Origin of the sequence: Leptospira fletcheri, assembly GCF_004769195.1 — a bacterium.
GTDB classification, from domain to species: Bacteria; Spirochaetota; Leptospiria; order Leptospirales; family Leptospiraceae; genus Leptospira_B; species Leptospira_B fletcheri.
This window is the reverse complement of sequence record NZ_RQET01000009.1, coordinates 259,444-285,052: the sequence shown is the minus strand read 5'-3', so window position 1 is coordinate 285,052 and position 25,609 is coordinate 259,444. Positions and strand designations below refer to the sequence as shown.

Here is a 25,609-nt window from a genome sequence, read left to right as displayed (position 1 = left end):
GATTTTCCTTAGACGGTTTGAAGACCGGACCAGGCCGCTTCCAATTTCGGTAGGTGGAACGTAAGCTGGTTTCTATGATAAAGAATCAGATTCTTTTTCTTTAAATTATGGATTTCTTTAGGAGGATGGAATAGTTTTTCGTCAAAGACGACGTACTCCCCGTCCAATTTCAGGTATCCTTTTTCTTTGGACTTATGAAGAAAGGAATCGAAAGCCGCGGTCAAACCGTCCTCGAAGAATCTCCTGGAAATATAGATTTCCGGGTGTTTGGCCCGGATCGTCTCCGCGAGTGCCTTCAACGCACCGAGCAATTTAGCCTTGCTCTCCTTGGCCTTGCCTTCGCACTTCAATAGCAGGTAAGAGGCCAAATTCCCCGTAGTGACCGCATATCCTTTGCCCAGTTTTTCCCGGACGATTCCGGCCACCTCGTCCGCGCCGGCCTCTTCCGGAATCGGGAAAAGATCTCCGTAACCGATATGGAGCTCGGCCTTTTTGGACGAGAAATAATCGTATGTAAAAGTAAAGGAATTGAAATGAAGTCCTTTGAACTTGGACCGGAGGAAATAGATTCCTTTCTTGATCTGATTCAAATAACCGTCATGATTAAACGTTCCTTCCGGAAATAAGAACAACGTGCGTCCCTGAGCGATTTTTTCGGAAAGAAAACTCCATTCCTGTTCCACCATGTCCCTCAGTTCCCCTTTTTTCAGGAGCTCTCTCGCGTTATCCCGGAACGGCCGTTTGATCGGGACGCAGCCGATATAATCCATGAACTTAGGGATCAACATGGTCGCATCCACCATCTTAAGGATCAGCTTCATGATTCCCTTAGGCCTCAGTTCGTTCACTAAAAACCCTTTTCCGAGCATATCCTCCCGGGCCGGAATCGCGAATTTGATCTTAGGCCAAACGTGACGGTATACTGCGGCGAGTGCCGGTATATCCGCTTCCGAGACGTGGTTCGCCATGAGCACGGAGGGGTAGGGTGCGTGCAGTTTTTCTTCCGAGCTGCCCGCCGGAAAGTATTCCTCGAAAGAGTCGAAAGCGACCCCGCGGACCTTGTATACTAGGTCGATCAGCCAATTGTAAAATCTGGTGGTACGGACCGGCTGCACTTGATTGATAGGGATGGTTTCTTGGGAAACGGAGTTCATCAAATTTTCCTTATTTAATCCACGATGTATTTTGGTACTGATTCGCTGATTCGTGTAGTAGTTTCATAATTGATCGTATTAGTCCAATTGGCGTGGTCGTCGGCGGAGACTTCCTCGTCGCCGTCCGATCCTAGAATCGTCACGACATCGCCGATTTTAGGATCGGAGATATGGGTCACGTCCAACATCGCCATATTCATACAGATCCTGCCTAGAATTTTCGCCCTTTTTCCTTTTACCAACATCACGCCGTTGTTGGAAAGTTTTCGGTCCAAGCCTTCGTAATAACCGACCGGGACAACCGCTATCCTAGTCGGCGCGCTGGTTTGATAGGTAGAGCCGTAGCCGACGTACGTGTTGGCATCTAAATCCTGGATATGGACGATTTTCGTTTTCCATTGCATTACCGGCCGCAGTTGGAATTTGGTTCTACCGGTCAAATGCAAGGATAACCTGGTTTGGAGACTTGGCCAGAGGCCGTAAAGGGAAATCCCGATCCGGACAAGATCATAATGTGCGTCCGGAAAAAGCATGGTGGAAGCAGATGCACAGGCGTGCCGGACGAGATCGTCATAGCCGAGGGACTTGGCTTCGGAGATCGCTTCCGAAAATTTTCGGATTTGCTCCTTCGAATACCTTTGCTCGATCACGTCCTCCGTACTGGCAAAATGGGTGGCCACTCCCTCCAATGGGAGATTTTCTTTTTTCCAAGAGGAAAGAGTCGATTCCAGTCTGTTACCGGAGGTTCCGAGTCTCCCCATACCGGTATCCACCTTTAGGTGGATCTTGGGACGCGGAGAACAGGAAGCCAGTAACTTCCCTTCGTCTATCCGGGATACCACTGTCCAAAAATCCGGATCGGAAAATTCTTCCCTTCTTGTTTCCAGGTCCGGGGTGGCTCCCATGATGAGAATGCGCACCGAAGGAAAGGAGTTCCGCAATTCCCTTGCTTCCTCCAGGGAATTGACCGCGAGCAAATCGGCCCCGCCGTTTAAGGCAAGCTTCGCCATTTCTAAAAGTCCGTGCCCGTATGCGTTGGATTTGATGACTGCGCTTAAAAGAGTTTCCGGTCGGAGGAGGGAACGGAAACTGTTCAGGTTTTGAGTCACTGCTTTTTGAGAAAGTTCGATCCAGGTTCTGTCGTTCAAGGGTCGTCTCTTCCGTTTCTCCTAATATTGAGTTCTCCCGGATTCTTCCCAATAGTTTTTTCCGAATCGATCCCGGAAAAAAAAGGGTTTCCCGAGGGGGGAAAAACACGCAGACTGCCCGAGAAAACGCTTACCAACCACCCCAGGAAATAGCCGGATGAAGCAATATAAAGTAGTGCAAACCTTCCCCGTTCCCCTCCAAGACCTGCTCAAAGCAAGGGAAGATCGTTACAAGTACCTGGATCAGTTTCCGGAATTGAAAAATGTGGAGCTTTTGGAGGAGAGAAAGGAGGGAAACAAGGTTTTCCAAAAGAGAAAAGTGAAGCTGGCGGATTCCCTGCCCAAAGTCCTGGCTACCTTGCTTTCCGATCCGTCCCTGTTGGAAAATTCCGTCTTCGATCTTTCCACAAACACGCACGAATTTACGATCGCCCCTCCGGGAAACGATTCCATCGTTACGATCAAGGGATTTTCCATCTACAAAGAGTTGAACCCGGGCGAATCGGAACGCAGTTACGACGTACAGGTGATTTCCGGAGTCTTCCTAATGGGAAGCGTGATCGAAACGGTGATCGAGGAAATTCACAGGCATTCCCTCGAAAAGGACAAGAATTCGATCTCCGAGTTCCTCAAAAGAGGCCAAAACTCGGGCGCCTAAACCGTTTTCTCTGTCTTTCAAGGAGCCGATGGCTCTCCGATGCAACTCGGAAGTCCCGCGTACGGACTTCCGAGTTCTTTGCTTTTGTCCTTCGAACAAGTTCCTCCCAGATATACCAACTCCTCTCCGAGGTTCCAGGCCCCCCAGACCGGTTTGCCTGCCGAGAGGGAAGAAAGTTTTTCGGAGAATCGATCGTCCGCCAGAATACGTTCGTAATCCGACGAATCCGGAAGAATCGGAAGGAACTCCCAACCTTGAGCCTCAAGGCTCTTCAGTTGTTCCTGAATTGTTGCGCAGGACCCGCAGTTCCGAGGCTCCACCAGGAAGAGAACCCCCTTGCTCCCTTTTTTTTCCGCTCTGGCAAACACTGCTTCCTTGGTTTCCGCTTGGTTCGGAACATTTTTGGAGAGAAATTTTCCGAAATCGAAATTCAAAGCTAACCATAAAATCAGGCAAAAGAGCCCGAAAAGAACCAAAAGGGCACGTTTTTTAAAAATGAATTTCGTCCAATCCTTCAAAGTACAGGGCCTCGCTTCTTGTATTTCCACAGAATTGTAATATAATGGGATTTCTATTTCTTCCGATTCTAAGAAAAAGAAACGGAAAAAATAAATATAAATTTACGTAGAGAGTTGACAAAAAAACATAGTCATACGCATGCTCGGTTTCTAACCGAGAAACCAATTTCGGAGGTGTCAGGCAGTAGATGAACGCATTGGGAAAGCACGTAATTGCAGAGTTTTACGAGTGTGATTACGAGACCATCAACAATCACGAATTGGTAGAAGATATCATGTTGAAGGCAGCCGACCGATCCGGCGCCACTACGATTAAATCCGTGTTTCACCGATTTAGTCCTTTTGGCGTGAGTGGAGTGGTCGTCGTAAGCGAATCCCATTTCGCGATCCATACCTGGCCCGAATACGGTTATTGTGCCATAGACGTCTTCACGTGCGGAGACATCATCGATAACCAGGCTGCTCTGGAATATCTCAAGGAACGCTTCGGTGCGAAAAGCATCTCCGTAGTGGAAATGAAGCGTGGTTTGTTGCAACTAGGCGTAGGCCTACCACACAAACCAATTGGGAATTAAGTACTTTCTATCCGGCAGTGCCGGACAACCCCCCATCGCTAAGAACGAATTTCCTTCCCCCGGAGGGAGGAAGGCTTTCTCTTATTTTATTAACACGAGGAGAGGTATCAAAGTATGAACCTAGAGATTAAAGAAACATCCAAAATCGTAAGTCGTTTTTCTTATTTGAGAAATTCCATCGAATTGAGTCAGACTAACGCCGGAGAAACCTTCCTCTTAACCAGGGAGGCGATTCCTGCCGGCGGAGTCGTCGCGGTATGGGGAGGCAAGGCGGTTCATAAGAACGAACTGGCCGGGCTTTCCGGACTGGCGACCCCTCATCGCGTGCACGAGGATTTTTACCTCGTGTCCCCCTTGCATGACGACGGAGTCGATTCCGTACATTACATCCGTCAAAGTGCGGAACCGAATTGCGGTTTCCAGGGAGATATCACCTTGGTAGCTCTCCGGGACATCGCGGTAGGCGAGGAAATCACTTACCATCCTGCGATGAAAAATCCGGAATTGGCATGGGCAAGAACGGAAGAGGCGGAGATCGTTAGAAAGAGATTCAACGGGAACTTCCCGTCTTACATCCAATCCAAGATCGAAACCGATCCGGAATTGAAAGTGTACGAACCTTTCAAAAACGGAGCATGGGGTCTTTTGACTTCCATCGATCTGGAAAATTGCGATGCGGCTCTGATCCGGGATGCGGACGCGATCAAACGTTACGTTTTGGAACTCTGCGATCTGATCGAAATGAAACGCTTCGGTGAAACCGTAGTGGTTCACTTCGGAGAGGATGAAAGGGTAGCCGGATACTCCATGTTCCAGCTTATCGAGACTTCCTGTATCTCTGCACATTTTGCGAACGAGAGCAACACTTCCTATATCGATATCTTTTCCTGCAAAGGGTACGATCCGAAAGTGGCAGCGGAATTCACTCGCAACTTCTTCAAAGGCGATGCGATGCGCCTTACAGTAACGAACCGCTTCTAAAGGGGGCAGATTGGAACTTTGGCTGGACGAAGCGCTCGAACTACCGAACGGGCGCGCGCTCAAGATTAAGGTAAAGGAGTTCTTGCACAGTCGCAAGACCCCCTTCCAACAGATAGACGTATTCGAGTCCCAGGGCTTCGGTCGTATGTTCACCTTGGACGGTGTAGTCATGATGACCGAGGCGGACGAGTACGCGTATCACGAAATGATCGTCCATGTTCCGATGATGAGCCACCCCCATCCCGAGAAGGTCCTTGTGATCGGCGGAGGGGATGGAGGAACGGTTCGCGAAGTGCTGAAACATCCTTCCGTCAAGGAAGTACACCTCTGCGAGATCGATAAGGGCGTCGTGGACGTCTGCTACGAATATTTTCCCGGGATCGCGAATGCGATGAAAGATCCTCGGGTCAAGCACGTGTATGCGGACGGAGCCAAATACGTTGAGGATTACAAAGAATACTTCGACGTAATCTGCGTGGATTCCTCCGACCCGGTGGGACCGGCGGAAGTGCTCTTTAAAAGGCCTTTCTACGAGACCATGGCGGCTTCCCTGAAAGAAGGCGGAATCTGTACGACTCAGGCGGAAAGTTTTTACTATCACGGAAAAGTGATCCGGGAATTGTTTCAGTTCATTCCCGATATTTTCCGGCATTGTGGGTATTACTTTACGGTCGTTCCTACTTATCCTTCCGGAATCATAGGATTTAGCTATTGTTCCAAAGGACCGGATCCTTATCAGGTAGAACCGGATCCGAAACGGGTTCCCAAGGGATTAAAATACTATTCCGCGGAGATGCATAAAGCGGCCTTTGTTCTCCCGCCTTTCGCGCAGGAATACATCGTCCGTAAGTAGCCTTGGATTTTTATTCTAAATTCGTACGACGCAGAGAGGACTTAGGTTCTCTTTTGTGCGTCGGAATCGATCCGGATATTTCCAAGCTTCCTTCCTCTCTGGACGGAAACCAAGACAAGCTATTCTTATTCTCTAGAGAGATCGTGGATGCCACTGCGGATTATGCGGTCGCCTATAAGCCGAACATCGCGTTTTTCGAGGCATTCGGTTCCCAGGGAATCTCTCAATTCGAAAAATTGATCCGTCATATCAAGATCCATTATCCAGGGATTCCGATCGTTGCGGACGCAAAGAGGGGAGACCTGGACAACACGGCACGCCAATATGCCGCATTCTTTTTTAAGGATCTGGGAGTCGATTCATTGACGCTTTCCCCTTATATGGGTGCGGATACGGTCCGTCCTTTTATAGAGGATTCTTCTAAGATGGTATTTCTACTTTGTCTGACTTCTAATCCGGACTCGGCACAGTTCCAGAAGAAGACGTTCTCCGAAACCGGGAGAAGGTTGTACGAGGAAGTTGCGGCCGTAAGTGAATCCTTCTCTCCCAGAAACGTGGGCTTGGTAGTCGGAGCCACACATCCGGCCGAAATGGGGGAACTTAGAAAATCGCATTTGGACCGGGTCTTTTTGATTCCGGGTTACGGGGCGCAAGGAGCATCGTTAAACGACGTGCTGGCCGTATGTGGGGAAAACTCCCTGGTGAACTCCTCTAGAAGCATTATTTTTTCCTCTCCCGGGTCCGATTTTGCCGAAGCCGCCGGTAAGGCCGCGAAAAAGATCGCCGAAGAAATGCGGACCCTGCTGAAAGATAAGAAATGACTCGACTTTATTAGAGAAAGCTGTTCTTCTGATCCGCGCTTGGACCTGGATTTTACGAAATTCGGATCGGAACTGATCGGTTCCTACGGCGGCTTGGGACTCACCCTGGTTTCCTTTGCGGCCGCGACGATATTGCCTTTTAGTTCCGAGGCCGCACTCCTTTTGGCGATTTTTTCCGGGATGCCTTCGGACAAGGCGGTGTTCTGGGCTTCCGTCGGAAATTGCAGCGCCTGCCTTTTCAATTACGGGATCGGTTTTTGGTTTCGCGGAAAAGTGCAGAAAAAGATCTCTGAGTCCAAGCTCTACGCCCTCTGGGCATCCAGGATCGAAAGACGCGGAATTCCCGTTTTGCTTCTTTCCTTTTTGCCGATCATCGGCGATCCGATCACGATACTTTCGGGCTTTTTCAGGCAGAGCCTTTGGATCTTCGTGCCGATCGTATTTTCCCTTAGAATATTAAGATATCTGCTTCTTTCGGCGGGTGTATTTCTGGGTACGTAAGGACAGTGGAAATTTTTTTCGGCCAGAATCCTTCGCCCCGAGTCTATTAAGGAAAGATTTTTCGGAGATTACCTTGAAGCGATCCTCCCAAAAGAAAACGGATCGGCGTTTAGCCATCGTCGGGACAGGCATCGCCGGAATGGGCTGCGCTCATTTTCTAAAAGAGGAGTACGAGCTTACCGTATTCGATAAGGCCGATTATATCGGAGGACATTCCAATACCGTCTTCGTGGACGATGGTGGAGAACGCATTCCAATCGATACCGGGTTCATCGTATTCAATCATGTGACGTATCCGAACCTGAAGCGGTTGTTCGAGGAACTGAACGTACCGACCCAAAAGACGAGTATGTCCTTTAGCGTGCAACACGTTCCGGAGGATCTGGTGTTCTGCGGTTCCGGGTTGAACGGTCTTTTTGCTCAAAGGAGAAATCTATTTAATGGAAATTTTATTCGTTTATTGTTGAATATTCAGAGATTTAATTCGGAAGCCCCTTCGATACTCGAGGATCGCCGGTACGCGGATTACTCCCTGGGAAGATATGTGAAGGAAGCGGGATATCATCCGGATATTCTAAAATACTATCTGGTGCCTATGAGTTCCGCGGTTTGGTCGACTCCGGAGGACTTGATGTCCGAGTTTCCGGCTATCTCCTTGGTAAGATTTTTTCTGAACCACGGATTTCTCGGCTTGAACACGCAACATCAATGGTACACCGTAAAAGGGGGCTCCCGGGAATACGTAAAGCGTCTCACGGCTCCCATCTCCGATTCGTTCCGACTCAAGACTCTAGTTTCTGGAGTGGAAGTCGTTTCGGGAAAAAAAGTCAGACTCCATTTAAAAGGCGGAAAGACGGAGACCTTCGACAAAGTGATTCTGGCCACCCACGGCGACGTCTCCTTGCGGATATTAAAAAAACCTTCCCCTTTACAAAAGGAATTACTCTCTCAATTCGAGTACCAAAAAAACGTGGCGACTCTTCATACCGACGATTCGGTCATGCCCAGGATCAAATCCGCGTGGTCTTCCTGGAATTACAGTATGGATCGGATCGACGGAAGGATCCGACCGCACACGATCTATTGGATGAACAGCCTACAGGAAGTTTCGAAAAAGAGGAATTACTACGTTTCCATCGGGGATCCGGGAAAGGTGGACCGGAGAAAAATCATAAAAGAGATCGAATACGAACATCCTTTGTTTCATGTCGGTTCTCTTCGGGCACAACAAAGACTTTCCGAATTGAATCGGACCGGCCCGTTGTATTTCTGCGGAAGTTATTTCCGCTACGGATTCCACGAGGACGCATTGTGGTCCGCCAAAAATCTTTCGGAAGCGCTTCTGGGAAGGAAGATATGGGGTTGAACTCTAAAATCGTGGAAGCTAAGGTGATGCACCGTCGACTTCTTCCCAAGCGGAATCGATTCCGATACGGGATTTTTACGTTTCAACTCGATTTGGACGAACTCGATCGCTTGGGAAATTCCCTCTTTCTCCTGGGAAGAAACCGAAGGCGTTTGTTTTCCTTTAACGATTCCGATCATCTGAACTACGGTTATTCTGATATAAAGGAGAATTTTCTGGAGTATATCCGGAGCCAGGGAGTCAAAGAAAAGATAGGGAAGGTCGTCCTAGTGACGAACCTGCGGGTGTTCGGATACACTTTCAATCCCGTCTCCTTCTATTTTGCGGAGGATGAATCCGGTTCTCCCATCTGCGCGGTTGCGGAAGTGGGAAATACGTTCGGTGAAATGAAACCGTACTTTTTGGGAAAAGAGACGTTGGATCGGAACGGGTTTCGCAAGACGGAAGGGAAATATTTCTACGTATCTCCCTTTTCGAACTTGGATTCCGTCTTCGATTTTCGGCTTTCTCCTCCGAAAGACGGGGAGTTGCATGTACGTATAGACACCCTGGAAAAAGGAAACACGACCATAGTGACCACGTACACCGGAAAAGCGAGGGAACTAAACGATCTGAATTTGCTCTGGATGTTTCTGAAATATCCTCTAGTCACGTTGAAAATCATCGGGCTGATCCATTGGCAGGCGTTCAAATTGTATCTTTACAGAGTCCCTTTTATCCGAAAGAAGGAGGGCGCCGACCTACAGATAGGAGTTCACCTTGGAAAGCGATAACCTTGCCAAAGTCGGATCCGTAGATTCCCGTTCGACCGTATCTTCGAACGGAACCGGGTTTTATAAGCGCCTTTTTTGGACGGCGCTCTCCCGAATGAAAAGGGGGTCTCTGCGCATCCTACTCTCCGACGGAGGACAAGTCCACTTAGGAGATCCCGAGTCGGGAGAGCCGGCGGAATTCCACCGCGCTCTCATCCAGGTCCGGAATCCGGCCTTCTTTAAAAAGTTGGTTTTGCACGGAGACCTCGGCTTGGCGGAATCGTATATGGACGGGGATTGGGATACGGACGATATCAGATCCATCATCTGCTGGTTCTTGCTGAATTTGGACGAAGCGCCTTCCGTAAGCGGCTCTAAAAAGGATTATTTCCATCTCACCATGATGAATCTAGGAAATCGGCTATTGCATATTTTCCGACGGAACTCCTTAAGAGGAAGCAAGAAGAACATCGTCGAGCACTACGATCTAGGGAACGAATTTTACGGGAAGTTTTTGGATCCGACTATGACGTACTCCTGCGCGACTTTCCTCGATCCTAAGGATTCTTTGGAAGAGGCCCAGATCGCCAAAATCGAAAGTCTATGCAAGAAATTGCGCTTAACGCCTTCCGATCGCGTTCTGGAGATCGGGACAGGATGGGCCGGGTTTTCCACGTATGCGGCATCCCGTTACGGATGTAATGTGGTAACCTATACGATCTCCGAGGAACAGTTTCGGTACGCGAAGGAAAAAATCCGCAGCACGGGTTTGGAGGATAAAATCGAAGTTCGCTTAAAAGACTATAGACTTGTGGAGGGTATGTACGATAAGATTGTCACAGTGGAAATGCTCGAAGCGGTAGGACATCGATATTTCGAGGATTTTTTTTCTATGTGCAACCGGGTCCTGAAAAAGGACGGTTTGATGGTCCATCAAATCATCACCTGCCCGGATTCCCGTTATGAGTCTTTTCGGAAAGGTGTGGATTTCATCCAGAAGCATATCTTTCCCGGATCGCTCCTCCCTTCCATCGCCAGGATCAATCAGGCGGTCAATCGGACAGGGAATATGTTTCTGCACGAGATGGAGGACATAGGACGCAATTATGATCGGACTCTTCTCTTGTGGCTGCATTCCTTCGAAAAAAACCTTCCCGCAATCCGGGCGCTCGGCCATGACGAAAGGTTCGTCAGAAAATGGAGATACTACTTTTCCTATTGCGCTGCCGCTTTTTACATGCGGAACATCAGCGTAGTCCAAGTCGTCTATACTCGTCCGAATAATCTGAGTCTGAATTTAGCGTGAGTACGAACGAAAAACGAAAAACTCCGGTCAAGCCTTCCTTTGTCGGAAAGTTGAAAGAGGCAATCGTCAAGGAGTTGAAGACGGGAATCAGTCCGGAAAAAATCGCGCTTTCCCTCGTTCTAGGCGGAGCGATCGGAGTCTTTCCTTTGATCGGGACCACGATGGCCCTTGCGGCGGTGTTCGGATTCCTTCTTAGGTTGAATCCGATCTCTGTGCAACTCGCGAATTACGCGATGTATCCCTTGCAGATTTTTTTGTTGATCCCTTTCTTGGAGTTCGGGGCGAGATTGTCCGGCACTCGCCCGGATTTGGAATGGGCGTATCGATTCGTGGACGGCGATCCTTCCTTGTTGTGGAAAGGGTTGGTCGATTCCGCTCTCTACGCCGTGGTCGGATGGGGTTCGACGGTCCCGGCTCTGTCTTTCGCTACCTATTTTGTCGTATTGCCTCTCGTGAAAAAAATCGATCGGATTGTCCGCAAGGATTCCCTTTAAGGCTTAGGAGAACCGGATGTACGAAAACGCGCTGTTTTTGATGTTGGTCGCGTGGGTCCTTGTTTTCGTGTTGATGAGCCTGCTTTGGCTGCTGGGGAGGGTTTTGGGGAATTACGCCATCGTGGATTTGGGTTGGGGTCTCTGTATTTCCTCGGCCGCGATCGTTTATTTCATCCTCGGTACCGGAGATCCGATCCATAAGACCGTTTTCGCGTTTATGGCCACGGTCTGGGGTTGGAGACTTTCCTATTTCATACTGACGACCCGGATTTTAGGTGGACACGAAGATAGAAGATATACCGCCTTCCGGAAGGAATACGGAGATCAGGTACATCGCAAATTCTTTACGAACGTTTTCCAATTCCAAGGATTGCTCGGAACCGTCTTAAGCTTGCCTTTCGTTTTTCCCGCACTGAATCCTTCCGGTACCATTCATCCTCTGGAGATTCTAGGGCTATCGCTCTTTGCCGTCGGAATCGTGGGAGAGTCCGTCGCGGACTTTCAACTTTCCGAATTCAAGAGAATACCGGAGAATCTGCAAAAAGTCTGCGACACCGGGCTTTGGAAATACAGCAGGCATCCGAATTACTTTTTCGAATGGGTGATCTGGGTATCCTTCGGTTTAGTGTCGTTGGCTTCTCCTTGGGGTTGGATCGGACTCGTTTCTCCGATCGTCATGTTCGTATTGTTGACGCAAGTCACCGGAATTCCGTTAAACGAACAAGGGCAGCTCGAATCGAAGGGAGAAGCTTACCAGGAATACCGTCGTAAAACCAGTGCGTTCGTCCCCTGGTTCCCCGGAAAATAAGCGGAAAAAAAGGATGAATCACCTGTACCGACTTCTGGAAAAGGATCTCTTCCCCGATTGGTTGATCCGGATTCGGATCCGGCAATTGCTTAAGGTCCGTCTCCGCCAAGAAAACAGGGGAACACGAGAGCAAAATCAGGAACATCTGATCGGGGTTGTCCGAAAACTGAAGGATTCTCCGATCGCGATCCATACGATTGCAGCCAACGAGCAGCATTACGAAGTGCCTTCCGACTTTTTCCGATCGGTCATGGGGAGATACATGAAATACAGTTCCGGATTTTGGCAATCCCCGAACGTCGGAATCGACGAATCGGAGAGAGCCATGCTGGAGCTCACTTGCCAACGGGCAGCATTGAAAGACGGAATGACCGTCCTAGATCTAGGTTGCGGTTGGGGCTCTCTTTCCTTGTATATCGCCGAAACCTATCCGAAGTGTAAAATCCTAGGAGTCTCCAATTCTACGAGCCAAAAGAAATATATAGACGCGGAAGCCCGGAGACGAGGGCTTAGAAATCTTACGATCCAAACCGTCGACGTGAACGTTTTTAAGACGAAAATCAAGTTCGATCGAATCGTTTCTGTGGAAATGCTGGAACATGTCAGGAATTACGAGACTCTTTTCGAAAGGTTGGCGGGCTTCCTAAAAAAGGACGGCTTGTTTTTCGTACATATTTTCACGCACAAGACGTACTCCTATCCCTTCGAAGTGGTGGACGATACGGACTGGATGGCGAAGTATTTTTTTACCGGCGGACAGATGCCTTCCCACGATCTTCTTTTGTATTTCCAAAAGGATTTTCTCATACAAAACCAGTGGATAATCAACGGAAAGCATTACTCTCTGACTTCCGAGGCCTGGCTTCGGAACATGTACTCCAATCGAAAGGAAATTCTAGAGATCTTCGAAAGAACGTACGGAAAAGAAAACTCCTTGAAATGGTTCGTCTATTGGAAGGTCTTCTTTCTCTCCTGCGCAGAGCTCTGGAAGTTTCGCGATGGGGAAGAATGGGCCGTCTCTCATTATCTGTTTCAAAAGAGGTGATCGATCCGAACTCTGCCGTCGCTCTACGCCTTCATTCCGTTGTACAGGAAAGAGATCAGCTCCTTCGTGACCTTTCTTGCCTTTTGCAGATCCACGGAGCGGAACATCACCTGCTTTCCTGCGAGTAACACCGCGATCCCGTGCACCATCGTCCAGGCGGCAGTTGCGGATTTTTCCACGCTGTCCGTCCGGATCAGTCCCGCATTCTTACAGTCTTGGATGATTTCCACGATGATTCGGAAGGAATCGTTCTCTGCGAGGACCAGGGTTTCGTACCGCGAATGGCTCTCGATCTGGTTCCCGTACATGATCCGGAATAGGTCCGGATGTTCCAGGGCGAATTCCACATAGGTCACTCCCGATTCGCGGAATAGCAACAAGGGTCTTTTTTTATACCTGCTTTGGAAACTCTTGAGTCTTTCCGATAGGAGCCGAAATCCTTCCTCCGCTATGTCCGCGTAAAGGGACTCCAAATCCGCGTAATGTCTGTACGGTGCGGATTGGCTGACTCCAGCCGTCAAGGCGGCTTTTCTCAGGCTCAGCGCCTTGTAACCTTCTTCCTTTAGGATACGGATCGATGCGTCCAAAAGAGCGCGTTTCAGATCCCCGTGGTGATAAGAATTTTTATCCGGCTTCATTTTCATGTTGACATTTATTACATTGTTTACGAGTATTACATCTGATCGATTAATGTAATAAGTGTTAACATTATTCGAGGCGAGGGGGATATTGTCAATGGAAAACGAAACGATAAACGATCGATATGACGTCATTTTTATCGGCTCCGGAATGGGGAGCCTTACTGCGGCGAGTCTACTTACCCAATTCGCAGGGAAAAAGGTTCTGATTCTCGAAAAGCATTTCCAACCCGGGGGTTTCACCCACGAATTCCAGAGAAAGCAGGGAAAATTCCATTGGGACGTAGGAATCCACTATGTGGGGGATATGCACGAGGACGGACTCTGCAAAAAAATCTCAGATAAGGTCACGGATAAAAAAGTGATCTGGAAGCGTATGCATGATCCTTTCGAGCGTTTGGTCTTTCCGAACAGTACCTTCGACATTTACGGAGATCCCGCTAGATTCCAAGCCGACCTGATCCGGAGGTTTCCGGAAGAACAACCCGCGATCGAAAAGTATCTGAAGGACATCAAGAAAACTTCGGCGCTGTTCGGAAAATCCCTGATGCTCCGTCTTTCTCCTCCTCCTCTGGAATCCTTTTCCGAATTATTAGGAGAGGGTGGGATCCGGACTTTGAAGGAATATTTCGACGCGAATTTCAAGAGCGAGGAATTGAAAGGGATTTTGGCCGCCCAATGGGGAGATCATGGACTTCCTCCGTCCAAGGTGGCGTTTGCCATGCACGCTTCTTTGGTACAACACTATATCAACGGGGGATACTATCCAGTCGGTGGAGCCGGCCGTATCTTCGATGCCGTGGAAGAAATCGTAGTCAAAGGTGGAGGAACGGTACTTTCCTCCACCGAGGTACTGGAAATTTTGGTCCAAGACGGAAAAGCCGTAGGCGTCCGGACCAAAGCTCTTCGGGGAGAAGGATTGGAGAGGGAATTTCTGGCTCCCGTAGTGGTCTCTTGCGCGGGTGCCTATCCTACTTATACCAAACTGGTTCCCGAATCGGTTCCGATTCCGTTCCGGAATTCCCTCCTGGACTTTTACGATCGGGAAAGAATGACCACCAGTCTTTGCTTGTATTTAGGACTCTCGGACAGTCCTGCGAAGCTGGGATTCAAAGGGGAGAACTATTGGATTTTTTCTTCGCCCGATCATGATCGGAACTTCTCTCAGAGGAACGATTGGATCGAGGGCTCGGGAGAAATTCCGAATCTTTACGTTTCCTTTCCCAGTCTCAAGAATCCGGAAGCGAAGCACCATACCGCCGACGTGATCACGTTCACGGACTACGATCATTTTGCCCGATGGAAATCCTTGCCTTGGAAAAAGCGCGGGGAAGATTACAAATCTTTAAAGGAAAAGATCACGAATCGGATGCTCATGACTTTGGAACGTCGCTTTCCCGGATTCGGAAAACTCGTGGAATACTCGGAACTCTCCACTCCGATTACGAACGAACATTTTACCTCTCATCCGGACGGAGCGATTTACGGTCTCGCCTGCGTGGCGGAACGGTACGACAAGGAGAAATGCCCTTGGTTCGACGTACGCACCCCGGTCTCCGGACTGTATCTCACGGGAGCGGACGCGGGATCTCCCGGAATTGCAGGCGCGATGATGGCGGGGTTAGCCACAGCGACCGCAGTGGTCGGAGATTCGAGGATGTTGAAATTGCTTAGAAACTAAAGGCCTTCTTCTCGTCCCGCAGAGAGGACGATCCGGATCAATAATTCAACTTTAGGATCCGGATCTCTTTTTCTTCGAATCTGAGGGTATCCTTGATCTGTTGGAAACGCTGGGCCGAAAAAGGGGATTCCGGAGTCCGAAGTTCCGTCTTTAATTTTACGATTTCGTGATAGAGTTCCACGAGTTCCAGTACATTCCCCTTCGCTTCCTTGGAGTAGAGAATCCGGAACATAGGTCCGATCCGGGATGGGATGTCGGAATTTACGATTTCTCCCACGCCCAGATCGCCGATATAACGGAACATCCAGTTTTGGAGATAGATCGCCAAAAGCCTCTCCATCCGGATCACGTCCTCTTTCGTATTCCTGGGAACGATTCCTTTAAAAAAGCGGTATCTTTTGCGAAGGTATTTTCCTGCGGAGATCCCGTCCACGGGTTCCAACTTGGTCTTGTCCCATTCTTCCTTGATGATGGGGAAGTATTCGGAACCGAAATAGGGTTCTCCCAATTCGCAGATGTGAACCGCTCCCGGATCGAAACTTTTCATTCTCAATCGGAAACTGTCCCAATCTCCGGAGACCAGGTTTACCGGACCTTGTTCCTGCAAAGGTTCGAGCGCCTTGTTGATTTCGCGGATGAAATTGCTCTTGAGCTGGTCGGAAGGGTCCGCCAAGAGAAAGAAATTAAAATCGGAAGAAGGGTTCGCGTCCCCTCTCTGGCGGGAGCCGTAAAAAATAAGTTCGAACGGTTTCAGGGAGGATACGCTCGAGAGATTTTCCTTAATCTTTTCCATCTTCTCTATCACTCGAAAAAAAGCCGCATCCGCGAAAGGTTTTCCAAAATCGCTTTGTATGCCTTGTCCCTGGTTTCCGCATCTCCGAAAGGCAGGGATTTTACGTGGTTGAAGTCGTGGTAGGTGATTTCTATGGTGTTCCCCGAAGAATTCTTCCGGATAGAGGAAATAAAGTCCAGATTAATGACTTCCGTATCCCCTAATTTCAACCACATATACGCTCAAAAACCCCGGGGCAGACCCCTCGACGGATAGGGTAGTTGTCGGAACGGATTCGGTCAAGAAAATACGAAAATATGGGAAACAGGCAATTCCGATATCAAAAGGCCCGGATCCGACGGCTTACGAAATCGTGGAATTCCTTTCCCAGCTCCAAAGTGCTCAACCCTTTCTTATTTTCCATTTCGGTTTCGAATACGAAGATAAAATTCCCCCTTTGCCATTCCCAACGGACGTAGCAGGATTCGGAAGCGGAGGAGGAATGTCTACAGCCGGAAAAGACGGTCGACCGGGTGTCTTCCTTCATGGGGAAATATTGGAACTGCCTCCCGCTCATTTTGGCCTGTTCCGATTCGGAAACCAAATAGCGGAAGTCGTTCGCGTTGTCCTCGGTATAAGAAGAGGCTCGGAATCGATCGAAGTTGGAGGCGGTGTCGGTGATCTTGCAGTCGTAATACAAACCTCTGGCGAACAAACGACCGAAATCCAATACCACGGCATTTCCCTGCGCGTAATAGACCACGTCATAATTCAGGCGGAGCACCGCCGGGTTTTCCACTACGCTTGCCTTGCCTTCCCCCGCCGGAGTTTTGCAATTCCAAACCAATGCGACAACGAACAGGAATCTAATAACCGATTTCATACAGATCCCCTCTGTAATTTCGGAATACGTAAGAGGAAGATTTTTTCTCCTCCAAGTACTCCGCCGGAAGAGGGACCTTGCCTCCTCCTCCCGTAAGGTCCACGACGTACAGAGGAACGCAAAGCCCGCTGATCCTACCTCGGATCGACTTCATCAATTCCACTCCCTTCGAAATCGGAACCCGAAAATGAGCGGAACCGTACACCTCGTCGCAATGGTGCAGGTAGTAAGGTTTGATTCCTGCCGAGGTCAAACCGTAGAACAACTCCTCGAGAGTTTCCACGGAATCGTTGATGTCCTTCAGCAATACGGATTGGTTCAGTACCGTAGCGGATCCGTCTTGGACCAACATCCGGATCTTTTCCTTGGAAAAGTCCGTCAATTCCTTAGGATGATTGAAATGAGTCACTAGGTAGACGGGAAAATGCCTGCGGAGTACGGCGCAGAATTCCGAGGTAATGCGCATCGGGAGAGTGACCGGATAACGCGTGTGGATCCGAACCTGATTGATATGAGGAATGCGTTTTAGTTCGCTTAACAAAAAATCCAATTTGGAATCGGATAAATTCAACGGGTCCCCGCCGGAAAGGATCACTTCGCGGATCTCCGGACGACTCTTGAAATATTCCAATGCAAGTTTCCAGTCTTCTCCGTCGGGAGTCTGGGAAGATTGGGACACTTTTCTCTTTCGGGTGCAAAAACGACAATACACGGCGCAAACATGGGACAAGTACCAGAGTGCCCGGTCCGGATATCTATGCGTGACCCCTTTGACGGGCATATAGGATTCCTCCGCCAGAGGATCCGGCCTGTCCCAAACCCGAGGGATCCATTCCTCTTTTCTAGGCACGACTTGCAGCCGGATGGGGCAGTTGCGGTTCTTCGGGTCCGCCAGGCCGAGATAATAAGGCGTGACGGAAAAGGAGAAGAGCTCATCGCATTTCTTTAAAGAGTCCCGTTCGTCGGAAGTGAGTTCCAGATGACGGGCAAGCGTTTCTTCGTCCCGGATTCGATGTTGGATTTGCCATTTCCAATTCTCCCATTCCGGATCGGTGGAAACTGGAGTGAGTTGTTCGCGATGGTCGGACGAAGTTCTCAGAGTTTTTTCTCCCTGCAACACTCTTGTTTTGGCGAGTCGGGGGGAAGTCAACCTAAGATCCCTCAAAAAAAATCGGAAACCGGTAGGGTTTCCGACGGAAATTTATATTTATATAAAACCTCGGGGAGGTGGACTCATCGATTTCGGTTGGAGACTTAGGAGAAGGATGAGCGGGTTCCCGCTTTTTTATGGACGGCGCATTTTTTGCCCAAATTCGCCGCCGCTTCTCTCCCGGGAACAACCTCCCTGAGGGACTTACAGAACTGGATTTCCGATTCAAGCCGGAGGAGGGAGAAAAAGATAACGATAGGATAAAGTATGATGAGAACCGAAGATTTCCTTGATTCTGAAATCCGTATGGGAGCGATCCGCCGCTCCGAAGCCCGCCTGAGGGCGGATGCTGGAAAGGACTCCCTTGTCGTCTTCTCCGGAAGAGAGAGGAGGATGATGGGAAGAAACGATTTCTTTGAACTCTTGGATCCGGGCTTTTTTGGAAAGAACACGCATCTTCCCCCCGGAGAAATCTTGGCCTAGCAATTCGGAAACGAAAAGCAAGGAGAGAAGCGAAGCCAGTAAGTTTAGGCTGAACCGTTTCATAGGTCTACAGTACTATAGACGGGTAAAAAACGAATCGGCAACCTTTTTCCTGCAAAAAAAAACCAAAAAAAGGGCTTTGGGAAAACCGGTTCTTTTTCCTTGACACCTCGCTTTCCCGCTCGGATATAGAAGGAGCGCAATCCTTTTTTTAGGTCGTTTATGAACTTAGGAATCACCGAAGTCAGGAAAGGCATGGTCCTTAAAGTAGAGGGGGAACTCTACTCCGTAGTCAAAAGCGAATTCGTCAATCCCGGCAAGGGATCGGCTTTCATCAGAACCAAATTGAAGAACCTGGTCCGGAACAGCTCCATAGAGCGTACGTTCAAGGCTGCGGAGAAATTGGAATCCGTGGACTTGGAAAAAAGACAGATGACGATCTGTTATTCCGACGGAGACGACATCATCTTCATGGATACCAACGACTTCGAACAGCTTCCGGTTTCTAAGGAATACTTAGAGGACATTCTTCCTTTTCTCAAGGAAGAGACCGCGATGGAGGTATCCTTTTACGAAGGAAAACCGATCGGAGTGACTCCTCCGAATTTCGCGATTTTGGAAGTAACTTATGCGGAAGAAGGCCTGAAAGGGGATACTTCCGGAACCGCTTTGAAACGCGTCACGGTGGAAACCGGCGGAGAAATCAACGTGCCGATTTTCGTGAAGCAAGGGGACGTGGTCAAAATAGACCTACGGGACTTGACATACGTAGAAAGAGTGAATAAGTAGATAGAAGGCAAATAGAAACGTACCTTCGATGAAGCTCGGAATTTGGAGCGAGAGAAGGTCTGTTCGGGTCGGGGACTTTTTTAGGGAAAAAGAACGACACCCAAGGAGATAAGGTAATGGCAACCATCATCCAAAAACCCGGATTACCGGAAATCAAAGAGAAGCAGGAAGTGCAGTCCTTCCTGAAAAAACGCGGAATCGAGTACGACCATTGGATCGTTCCGAATTCTTCCGCTAACTTGACCGATAGAGAAGTGCTTTCCGAAGACGATAAAGAGACCCTCCTGAAAAATCTGGACAATCGCTTCGAGACTTTGAAGCAGGAAGAAGGATACCAGTCCAGGGATCTAATCGTGTTGCACCCGAACGTTCCCGGCCTTGCCGAAATGTTAGCGAAGTTCGATAAAGTGCACTACCACACGGATGCTGAAGTAAGATACATCGTGGACGGATCCGGAGTCTTCGGATTCGCTTTGCCGGGAGAGAAATTCCTGGTCAAAGTGGAGAAGAACGATTTCATCTCCGTTCCGAAAAACACCAATCATTGGTTCACTCTGGACGAGAAGAAAAGAATCAAAGCGGTTCGGTATTTCCAAGACATGAGCGGTTGGGTTCCCAACTACGTGGAAGAAACGACGGCTCTCGTCTAAATGTCCCGTTCCAAAGAACTCTCCCGACTGGTCAAATCGGGAGTTCTGTACCATTCCAAAGGCTGGATGCCGGGGACGGCAGGAAATCTTTCCCTTCGCGATCCTAAGGACGGAAACCTATTTTGGGTGAGCGGAAGCGGTCTGGACAAGAACCGCCTCGACAAAAAGGATTTTTTGCCGGTTCGATTGGAAACCGGATCCGTGCCGGAGAACTGGAAAGGGAGAGAAGGACTCAAACCCTCGGCGGAGACTTCCATCCATCGTGCCGTTTATAAAGCCTTTCCGGAAATGGGATGTTCCCTCCATGTTCACACTCCCGAATCCAATCTGATCCGGACGGGTGTGAACCGGGAAAGGCCGGTGATGGAATGGAATCTGCCTTCCCTGGAAATCATCAAGGCCTTCGGAATCTGGGACGAGAATCCTCAGGTTTCCGCACCCGTGATTTATAATTTTCCGGTGGTCCAGGAGATTTCGGACGTTCTGCAGAAGTACTTGGAGGAAAAGAAACCCAGGGTACCGATGTGCGTCATAGAGAATCATGGAATCACTGTCTGGGGAAAAGACCTGACCCAGGCAAATCGTCATCTGGAAGCGGCGGATTTCATCCTGAAGGTCTGGCTCCTTTCCCGCTAAAATTTCCATGGGTGCCAAGAAGATACTAGTCGCAGGGGCGGGCTCCGGAATCGGAGAATCCATATTCAAAAAACTGCAACTTTCTTCCGGAGTCGAAGCGATCGGAGCATCCCGGAGAGGAAACGGTTTATCCGAAGGGATTCGTGTCGGCCGAAACCATTTTTGCGATTTTTCGGACGAACGGAGTATATTTGAATTTTGTAAATTACTCAAATCTTCCTGGACTAGGTTGGACGCGATTTATTTCACATTCGGCGACGGGCTTTTTTCCACCCTCGAGGATTTGGACCCGGAGAGTTGGAAAAAACACCTCTTTCTGAATCTGACGGCGCCCTTTCTTTTGACCCGGGAATTGGGTCCTCTACTTCAAAAAGGATCCTTTCTCTGTTATCTTTCCTCCACCGCAGGCAGGCAGGGTTTTCCGGAATCCTCCGCATACTGCGCTTCCAAGCACGGGCTCGCGGGATTCGCCAAGGCGCTCCGGGAAGAATGGAAGAATCGGGAAATCAGAGTCAGCGTGGTGTATGCCGGTGCGATCGACACACCGATTTGGGACGGAAGGGAAGGCTTCGATCGGAAAGATATGATTCCGGTGGAGGACGTCGCAGAATTTCTGGCAGGGTTATCCGATCAGAAACCTTCCTTCAATCTGGACGAGATCGTTCTCCTGCCTAAGAAAGGGATTTTGTGACGTCGCAAACTTACGCCGGTTGGTACGGTAGCGCAACGTAAAAAACCGTTTTGCCCGGCTCGGATTCGAACCAAATCCGGCCTTCGTGTTTTTCCACGATCCTCTTGGCGATATCCAACCCCAATCCGGAACCTTCTCCCGGCGCTTTGGTGGTGAAGAACGCGTCGAACACTTTGCCTTTTACGTCCGAAAGAATTCCCGGGCCGTTGTCCTCTACCGAAACCAGGACTTCCCGGTCCGAAGAAAGTCTTCCTCGAATCGCAAGCTTTCCTTTGTAGTTCATCGCCTGGACGGAATTCATGATCAGATTGGTCCACAAATGCATGAGGTCGTCGGGGAAACCGAGCAGGGAAGGAACTTCCGTCAGATCGGTGGAGACTTCTACCCCGTGTTTGAATAGGTTTTGGTAAAGAGTCAAAACCGTATCCACATTGTCTTTGAGAGTAAAAGGACGTTTTCTGTGGGAAGACTCGAAATGTGCAAAACTTCGGAGCGCATAAACGATTTTGGAGGAACGCTCCACTGCCGTGCGGATCGTGCCGACGCTTTGTTCCGGACCCAGCAAATCCAAAAAGAAAGGAAGCAGTTCCCTTGTTTTCGGGAGAGTCAGGAGCGGAAGGAACTCCTTCCACCTGGAAACGATTCCGTGATCCACGAACAATTCCGCGGTCTCCTCCGGTAAGAGAACCTTGGACTCGATCATTTCCTCCTTTAATTGAACAAGGAGCCTTCTACGTTCCAGTCCGATCGTCATCTCTCTAGATTCGATCCCGAGGTGGATGAATTTTTCGAACAGATCCCATTCCGGCGGGCTCAACGTGCATAATCCTTCCAGATGCGATCGGATCCCCTCGCGGATCCTTCCCAAATAGGAGAGAATATTGTGCCCCGCGGCTTGGATGGCCCCGATCGGATTGTTGATCTCATGGGCGATTCCGGCGGCCAATTGTCCCAGATCCGCCAACTTAGAGGTCTGGATCAGTTTGGCCTGAGTTTGCCTCAGGTTTTGTAGGGTTTTTTCCAGCTCTTTCTTTTGTTCTTCTATGATGGAGCTCTTGGAGGAGATCTCCTCGTTTGCGGTTTGGAGAGTGTGAATTCTGCCTTCCGCTTCCTCCAGGCCGGTAACGTCCGCACCTGTAGAAATCACGTATAAGAGATTTCCCTTTTCGTCCCGGACTTCCTTGTGTTCCCAGGTCGTGTACCTGGATTTTTCGTCCTGACGTTTCAAACGGATATTCGTTCTATGAGGAAAACGTTTTGGACCGAACCTTTGGCGGAAAACCCGCATGACTCTTTCCTTATCCTTGGGAAAGAGGACCTGTTCCCAAAAGGAGCGACCCTCCAACTGTGAAAGTTCGTACCCGGTAATTTCCAAGCAGGCCTTGTTCAGGAGGATCAGCCTGCCTTCCCCGTCCAAAACTAAAAAGAGTATTTTCGTAGAATCTAATATACTTTGTAAAATGTCCCTTCTTTCCGAAATCTTCTGTTCCGCGAGAACTCTTTCCGTCATGTCTCTCAGGGTTACGATACGATAGGAAGAATTGAGTTCTCCCAAGGGTTTGATCGAAACGTCGAAATGGCAATGGGATTTGGCGCATCTCCATACCGCTTTCGTCTTTCCTTCCGCGGAACTTTGGTCCAAAACTTCGGATAGATCTGGAAGGAATTCTGAAAGCTTGGCGTCCCCGTACAGACGCGGGGCCTTGAGCAGATCCAGAGCCGCTTGGTTGCAATCCAGGATGGAATTTTCGCGATTGAGTACGAAGACCACATCCTCGATCCATTCGAAGACTCGGTCCCGTGCGAGAGGGATCAGGTCCAGGATACGGAAGTAGAAGAGTCCGTACAACCAGATCAGACAGGAAAGACTGGCGGCGACGGGAAAGATGTCCAATTTGGAATGAACGAAAGGCATGAATTTGCCTATGGTCATGATTTGGGTGAAGAAGGGGATGCAGAGTCCGATGAGAATGATGGTACTGCGGATTCGGGAAAATCCTCTTTGAAAGACGGCCCCGATCAGAAGACCCAGAAGACAGATGGAGAAAATACCGAGAAAATTATAGACATAGACGTCCATCCACGGGCCGTACTCGTATACTAGAGCACGCCAAGGCGCCGACTCGTCGAAGAAATAGCTCAACCGGATCCACTCCGGTTTTCCGAACCAAACGGAATATTCGATTGCGGCCGGAACGAGTGCGAAGAGGACCAAGGTGATCGGCTTTACGAATTTGTCCAGATTGAGGATCCGCATCACCAAGAGAGGGAGAGAAACGACCATGATGTCCGGACCCAAAAATTGGAAATTATCCCAGAAAATGATATCATGATCGCGAACCGAGACCATTTCCCAGAAATAACCGAAGTTGTAAAGAGTCATTCCGAGTGAGAGAGCGATGAACTCTTTTGCACCCGAGTTGTTTCTGTTCCGGATCGAAAGTAGGAGGGTCAGAGTGGAAAGACAGAAACTAAAAACGGGAAGAATGGCAAAAGGAGTCCAACGAAACCAAACCGAAATTTGAACGTTTGCATCCATGCGAAAATGAAGAGGATCTCCTACCGGACAAAAGAAGGCGAGAGGCCGGATGCAAGAAATGAAAGCATGCAAGCGGAAACTTTCAAGGAAAGTATTCTTGCACCGATTTTTTTTGTTAGACTAGTTCCGATCACAATTTTTTCCGAACGGGTTGCTCCTCTGCGATGGATAGGGTGAAGCTGCTCAATCATAGGAAAGAGATTCGAATCAAAGAATCGGAGTTCGCTGCCTGAAAATTTCGGCAACCCCGCTCGTTCGCTCTGCTTCTCCCGCAAGAAATCGAAAAGAAGAATATTGTAAAATTCAAAACAATCCCACCCGATTCCACGCGCCAACGGCAGAACATTCCTTAGAGGATAGGCCATTCTCCACTCCAGCCACCTCTTGGGGAACAGATTTTGCGACTTAGAAACAGTTTTCACAATTCCTCCACCAACATTGAAAAATTACGTTATGCGCCTCTTTTTTACAATTTTAAACACTTTTCGGTCAAAACTCCTTGACGGATCGGCAGAGATTTACGCATTTTAAATGCCTCTGGGGACCCAAGGGGCAGAGCTATGGGGTGGAAATATGCTATATATATGTATAGTATTTTTAAATTCCGACCTATCCTCCGCACATAGAGATTTCTAAAATTTGGGAAAATGGGCCACGCTTTCGTGGCCGTTCATTCTCCTTTCAATTCAAACTTGGTTCAAGATTTTCGTCGGCACAGGAAGGCAACTTGGGATCCCAACTTAAAGCATTGGAAATTCCAATTTTCGGAGCCGTTTCTTTCCGAACTCGTCTCTAAATACGGCAAAAGAATTGATGCAGATTTGGAGATTCTATTGCTACCATTGAAAACGGAGCTTTTGAGGAGAAATTATAGCAAGAAGACTTTAAAAGCGTATTTTTTATATAATAGAGCATTTCTACGTTCTTTGGAGTTGAACCCATATCATGTTACGGAAGAGAATCTAAGATCTTATCTCGATAGGATCCTTTATGAGAAGAATCTGGCTTCGGTATCAATGCGAGCGCTGGTGCAATCTCTTAAATTTTATTATAATAACGTAATCGGAATTTCTGCGTTACTGTTCTATTCCTCCCCTAAAAGGGAGAAGCGTATTCCGGAATCGCTTTCCAGATCCGAAGTGTCTCGGATTTTAAACGCATTAGAGAATCCTAAGCATAAGTTTTTATTGAAGCTTTGTTATGGGGCTGGCTTAAGAGTAGGAGAATTGACAAGGCTTAGAGGTATAGACATTGACTGGGAGAGAAGAATGATCCGTGTCCGACAAGGGAAAGGGAAAAAGGATCGATTTTCTCTTTTACCCGACACTTGCAGGGAAGAGCTGGCTGAAATCATCTCGCGACAAGGCCAAAGTTCTTGGATCTTTCAGGGAATGGTTTGCGGGAAAAGCCTTAGCGTTCGCTCCGCCGAGAAAATTTTTTCCAATGCAAAAGAAAGAGCGAATATCAGAAAAGAGGTTTCGATACACGACCTTCGTCATGCGTTTGCGATTCATCTCTTGGAATCCGGTACTCACATCAAAGTGATCCAAAAGCTCTTGGGGCACGCATCGGTCAAGACGACGGAAATATATGCGCGCATTACGGATCCAAACGCTATTCGGATCAAAAGCCCTCTTGACATGGATCTCTGATTTTACGAGCGTTCGGATTTTTGGCTATTTTAGTGGGTTATGCGAAACTGCGGAGATAGGGAGTC

At 48.8% G+C, this 25,609-nt stretch carries 28 protein-coding genes; 18 read left to right on the top strand and 10 right to left on the bottom strand.

The window, feature by feature from the left end:
- Positions 1–8: 8 nt before the first annotated feature.
- Together EHO60_RS13475 and alr are read right to left on the bottom strand one after the other, a co-directional pair.
- A complete protein-coding gene (locus tag EHO60_RS13475; protein WP_135768709.1) occupies positions 9–1,154 on the bottom strand; it encodes a lysophospholipid acyltransferase family protein in 1,146 nt (381 codons plus the stop codon).
- A gap of 14 nt (positions 1,155–1,168) precedes the next feature.
- Positions 1,169–2,302 (bottom strand): alanine racemase, encoded by a 1,134-nt coding sequence (gene alr / locus EHO60_RS13470; RefSeq protein ID WP_167880223.1) that lies wholly within the window; start codon positions 2,300–2,302, stop codon positions 1,169–1,171.
- 157 nt (positions 2,303–2,459) lie between these two features.
- Between alr and EHO60_RS13465 the strand changes: the two genes are divergently transcribed.
- Positions 2,460–2,960 carry a DUF2505 family protein gene (locus tag EHO60_RS13465; RefSeq protein WP_135768708.1) on the top strand — a complete coding sequence of 167 codons (501 nt, stop codon included), beginning with the start codon at positions 2,460–2,462 and terminating at the stop codon, positions 2,958–2,960.
- Positions 2,961–2,977: 17 nt separating this feature from the next.
- Here the strand turns inward: EHO60_RS13465 and EHO60_RS13460 are convergent, their stop codons facing one another.
- A complete protein-coding gene (locus tag EHO60_RS13460; RefSeq protein ID WP_167880222.1) occupies positions 2,978–3,478 on the bottom strand; it encodes a hypothetical protein in 501 nt (166 codons plus the stop codon).
- A gap of 188 nt (positions 3,479–3,666) precedes the next feature.
- Between EHO60_RS13460 and speD the strand changes: the two genes are divergently transcribed.
- The 11 genes from speD (at position 3,667) to EHO60_RS13405 (ending at position 12,980) form a co-directional block, all read left to right on the top strand.
- Positions 3,667–4,053, top strand: a complete 387-nt coding sequence (gene speD / locus EHO60_RS13455; RefSeq protein WP_167880221.1) for an adenosylmethionine decarboxylase — start codon at positions 3,667–3,669, stop codon at positions 4,051–4,053.
- 114 nt (positions 4,054–4,167) lie between these two features.
- Positions 4,168–5,034 carry an S-adenosylmethionine decarboxylase gene (locus tag EHO60_RS13450; protein ID WP_135768706.1) on the top strand — a complete coding sequence of 289 codons (867 nt, stop codon included), beginning with the start codon at positions 4,168–4,170 and terminating at the stop codon, positions 5,032–5,034.
- A gap of 10 nt (positions 5,035–5,044) precedes the next feature.
- The gene (gene speE / locus EHO60_RS13445) at positions 5,045–5,887 is read left to right on the top strand and encodes a polyamine aminopropyltransferase (protein WP_135768705.1); all 843 of its coding nucleotides are present in this window, start codon (positions 5,045–5,047) and stop codon (positions 5,885–5,887) included.
- Between the two features lie 2 nt (positions 5,888–5,889).
- A complete protein-coding gene (gene pyrF, locus EHO60_RS13440) occupies positions 5,890–6,708 on the top strand; it encodes an orotidine-5'-phosphate decarboxylase (protein ID WP_135768704.1) in 819 nt (272 codons plus the stop codon).
- A gap of 39 nt (positions 6,709–6,747) precedes the next feature.
- Positions 6,748–7,209, top strand: coding sequence for a YqaA family protein (locus EHO60_RS13435; protein ID WP_210409370.1), 462 nt, complete (start codon positions 6,748–6,750; stop codon positions 7,207–7,209).
- Between the two features lie 73 nt (positions 7,210–7,282).
- Positions 7,283–8,575, top strand: coding sequence for an NAD(P)/FAD-dependent oxidoreductase (locus tag EHO60_RS13430; RefSeq protein WP_135768703.1), 1,293 nt, complete (start codon positions 7,283–7,285; stop codon positions 8,573–8,575).
- Positions 8,566–9,348 carry a DUF1365 domain-containing protein gene (locus EHO60_RS13425; RefSeq protein ID WP_135768702.1) on the top strand — a complete coding sequence of 261 codons (783 nt, stop codon included), beginning with the start codon at positions 8,566–8,568 and terminating at the stop codon, positions 9,346–9,348. Before EHO60_RS13430 ends, EHO60_RS13425 begins: the two co-directional genes overlap by 10 nt.
- Positions 9,335–10,633, top strand: a complete 1,299-nt coding sequence (locus tag EHO60_RS13420; protein ID WP_135768701.1) for an SAM-dependent methyltransferase — start codon at positions 9,335–9,337, stop codon at positions 10,631–10,633. Before EHO60_RS13425 ends, EHO60_RS13420 begins: the two co-directional genes overlap by 14 nt.
- The gene (locus EHO60_RS13415) at positions 10,630–11,127 is read left to right on the top strand and encodes a DUF2062 domain-containing protein (RefSeq protein WP_135768700.1); all 498 of its coding nucleotides are present in this window, start codon (positions 10,630–10,632) and stop codon (positions 11,125–11,127) included. The genes EHO60_RS13420 and EHO60_RS13415 overlap by 4 nt, the downstream gene beginning before the upstream one ends.
- A gap of 16 nt (positions 11,128–11,143) precedes the next feature.
- Positions 11,144–11,935 (top strand): DUF1295 domain-containing protein, encoded by a 792-nt coding sequence (locus EHO60_RS13410; protein ID WP_135768699.1) that lies wholly within the window; start codon positions 11,144–11,146, stop codon positions 11,933–11,935.
- Between the two features lie 13 nt (positions 11,936–11,948).
- Complete coding sequence (locus tag EHO60_RS13405; protein ID WP_135768698.1) at positions 11,949–12,980, top strand: SAM-dependent methyltransferase; 1,032 nt, start codon at positions 11,949–11,951, stop codon at positions 12,978–12,980.
- Between the two features lie 23 nt (positions 12,981–13,003).
- Here the strand turns inward: EHO60_RS13405 and EHO60_RS13400 are convergent, their stop codons facing one another.
- The gene (locus EHO60_RS13400) at positions 13,004–13,624 is read right to left on the bottom strand and encodes a TetR/AcrR family transcriptional regulator (protein WP_135768697.1); all 621 of its coding nucleotides are present in this window, start codon (positions 13,622–13,624) and stop codon (positions 13,004–13,006) included.
- A 91-nt stretch (positions 13,625–13,715) separates the two neighbouring features.
- Here EHO60_RS13400 and EHO60_RS13395 point away from each other — a divergent pair, with 91 nt between their 5' ends.
- Positions 13,716–15,299 (top strand): phytoene desaturase family protein, encoded by a 1,584-nt coding sequence (locus EHO60_RS13395; protein ID WP_135768696.1) that lies wholly within the window; start codon positions 13,716–13,718, stop codon positions 15,297–15,299.
- 37 nt (positions 15,300–15,336) lie between these two features.
- Here the strand turns inward: EHO60_RS13395 and EHO60_RS13390 are convergent, their stop codons facing one another.
- The 5 genes from EHO60_RS13390 to EHO60_RS13370 all read right to left on the bottom strand — a co-directional run bounded on the left by EHO60_RS13390 (position 15,337) and on the right by EHO60_RS13370 (position 18,650).
- Positions 15,337–16,092 (bottom strand): hypothetical protein, encoded by a 756-nt coding sequence (locus EHO60_RS13390; RefSeq protein ID WP_135768695.1) that lies wholly within the window; start codon positions 16,090–16,092, stop codon positions 15,337–15,339.
- An 8-nt stretch (positions 16,093–16,100) separates the two neighbouring features.
- Positions 16,101–16,307, bottom strand: coding sequence for a hypothetical protein (locus tag EHO60_RS13385; RefSeq protein ID WP_135768694.1), 207 nt, complete (start codon positions 16,305–16,307; stop codon positions 16,101–16,103).
- Positions 16,308–16,411: 104 nt separating this feature from the next.
- Complete coding sequence (locus EHO60_RS13380) at positions 16,412–16,954, bottom strand: hypothetical protein (protein ID WP_135768693.1); 543 nt, start codon at positions 16,952–16,954, stop codon at positions 16,412–16,414.
- Positions 16,938–18,053, bottom strand: coding sequence for a KamA family radical SAM protein (locus tag EHO60_RS13375; protein ID WP_135768787.1), 1,116 nt, complete (start codon positions 18,051–18,053; stop codon positions 16,938–16,940). The genes EHO60_RS13380 and EHO60_RS13375 overlap by 17 nt, the downstream gene beginning before the upstream one ends.
- A gap of 276 nt (positions 18,054–18,329) precedes the next feature.
- Entirely contained in the window at positions 18,330–18,650 is a 321-nt protein-coding gene (locus EHO60_RS13370; RefSeq protein ID WP_135768692.1) for a hypothetical protein, read from the bottom strand.
- A 159-nt stretch (positions 18,651–18,809) separates the two neighbouring features.
- On the opposite strand from EHO60_RS13370, the gene efp reads away from it, so the two are divergent.
- The 4 genes from efp (at position 18,810) to EHO60_RS13350 (ending at position 21,353) form a co-directional block, all read left to right on the top strand.
- The gene (efp, locus tag EHO60_RS13365; RefSeq protein WP_135768691.1) at positions 18,810–19,376 is read left to right on the top strand and encodes an elongation factor P; all 567 of its coding nucleotides are present in this window, start codon (positions 18,810–18,812) and stop codon (positions 19,374–19,376) included.
- 116 nt (positions 19,377–19,492) lie between these two features.
- The gene (locus EHO60_RS13360; RefSeq protein WP_135768690.1) at positions 19,493–20,026 is read left to right on the top strand and encodes a 1,2-dihydroxy-3-keto-5-methylthiopentene dioxygenase; all 534 of its coding nucleotides are present in this window, start codon (positions 19,493–19,495) and stop codon (positions 20,024–20,026) included.
- Entirely contained in the window at positions 20,027–20,662 is a 636-nt protein-coding gene (gene mtnB / locus EHO60_RS13355) for a methylthioribulose 1-phosphate dehydratase (RefSeq protein WP_135768689.1), read from the top strand.
- 7 nt (positions 20,663–20,669) lie between these two features.
- Positions 20,670–21,353 (top strand): SDR family oxidoreductase, encoded by a 684-nt coding sequence (locus tag EHO60_RS13350; RefSeq protein ID WP_135768688.1) that lies wholly within the window; start codon positions 20,670–20,672, stop codon positions 21,351–21,353.
- Between the two features lie 10 nt (positions 21,354–21,363).
- On the opposite strand, the gene EHO60_RS13345 is transcribed toward EHO60_RS13350, so the two are convergent.
- Positions 21,364–23,892 carry a histidine kinase N-terminal 7TM domain-containing protein gene (locus EHO60_RS13345; RefSeq protein ID WP_167880220.1) on the bottom strand — a complete coding sequence of 843 codons (2,529 nt, stop codon included), beginning with the start codon at positions 23,890–23,892 and terminating at the stop codon, positions 21,364–21,366.
- 842 nt (positions 23,893–24,734) lie between these two features.
- Between EHO60_RS13345 and EHO60_RS13340 the strand changes: the two genes are divergently transcribed.
- Complete coding sequence (locus EHO60_RS13340; protein WP_246028315.1) at positions 24,735–25,544, top strand: tyrosine-type recombinase/integrase; 810 nt, start codon at positions 24,735–24,737, stop codon at positions 25,542–25,544.
- Positions 25,545–25,609: the final 65 nt, after the last annotated feature.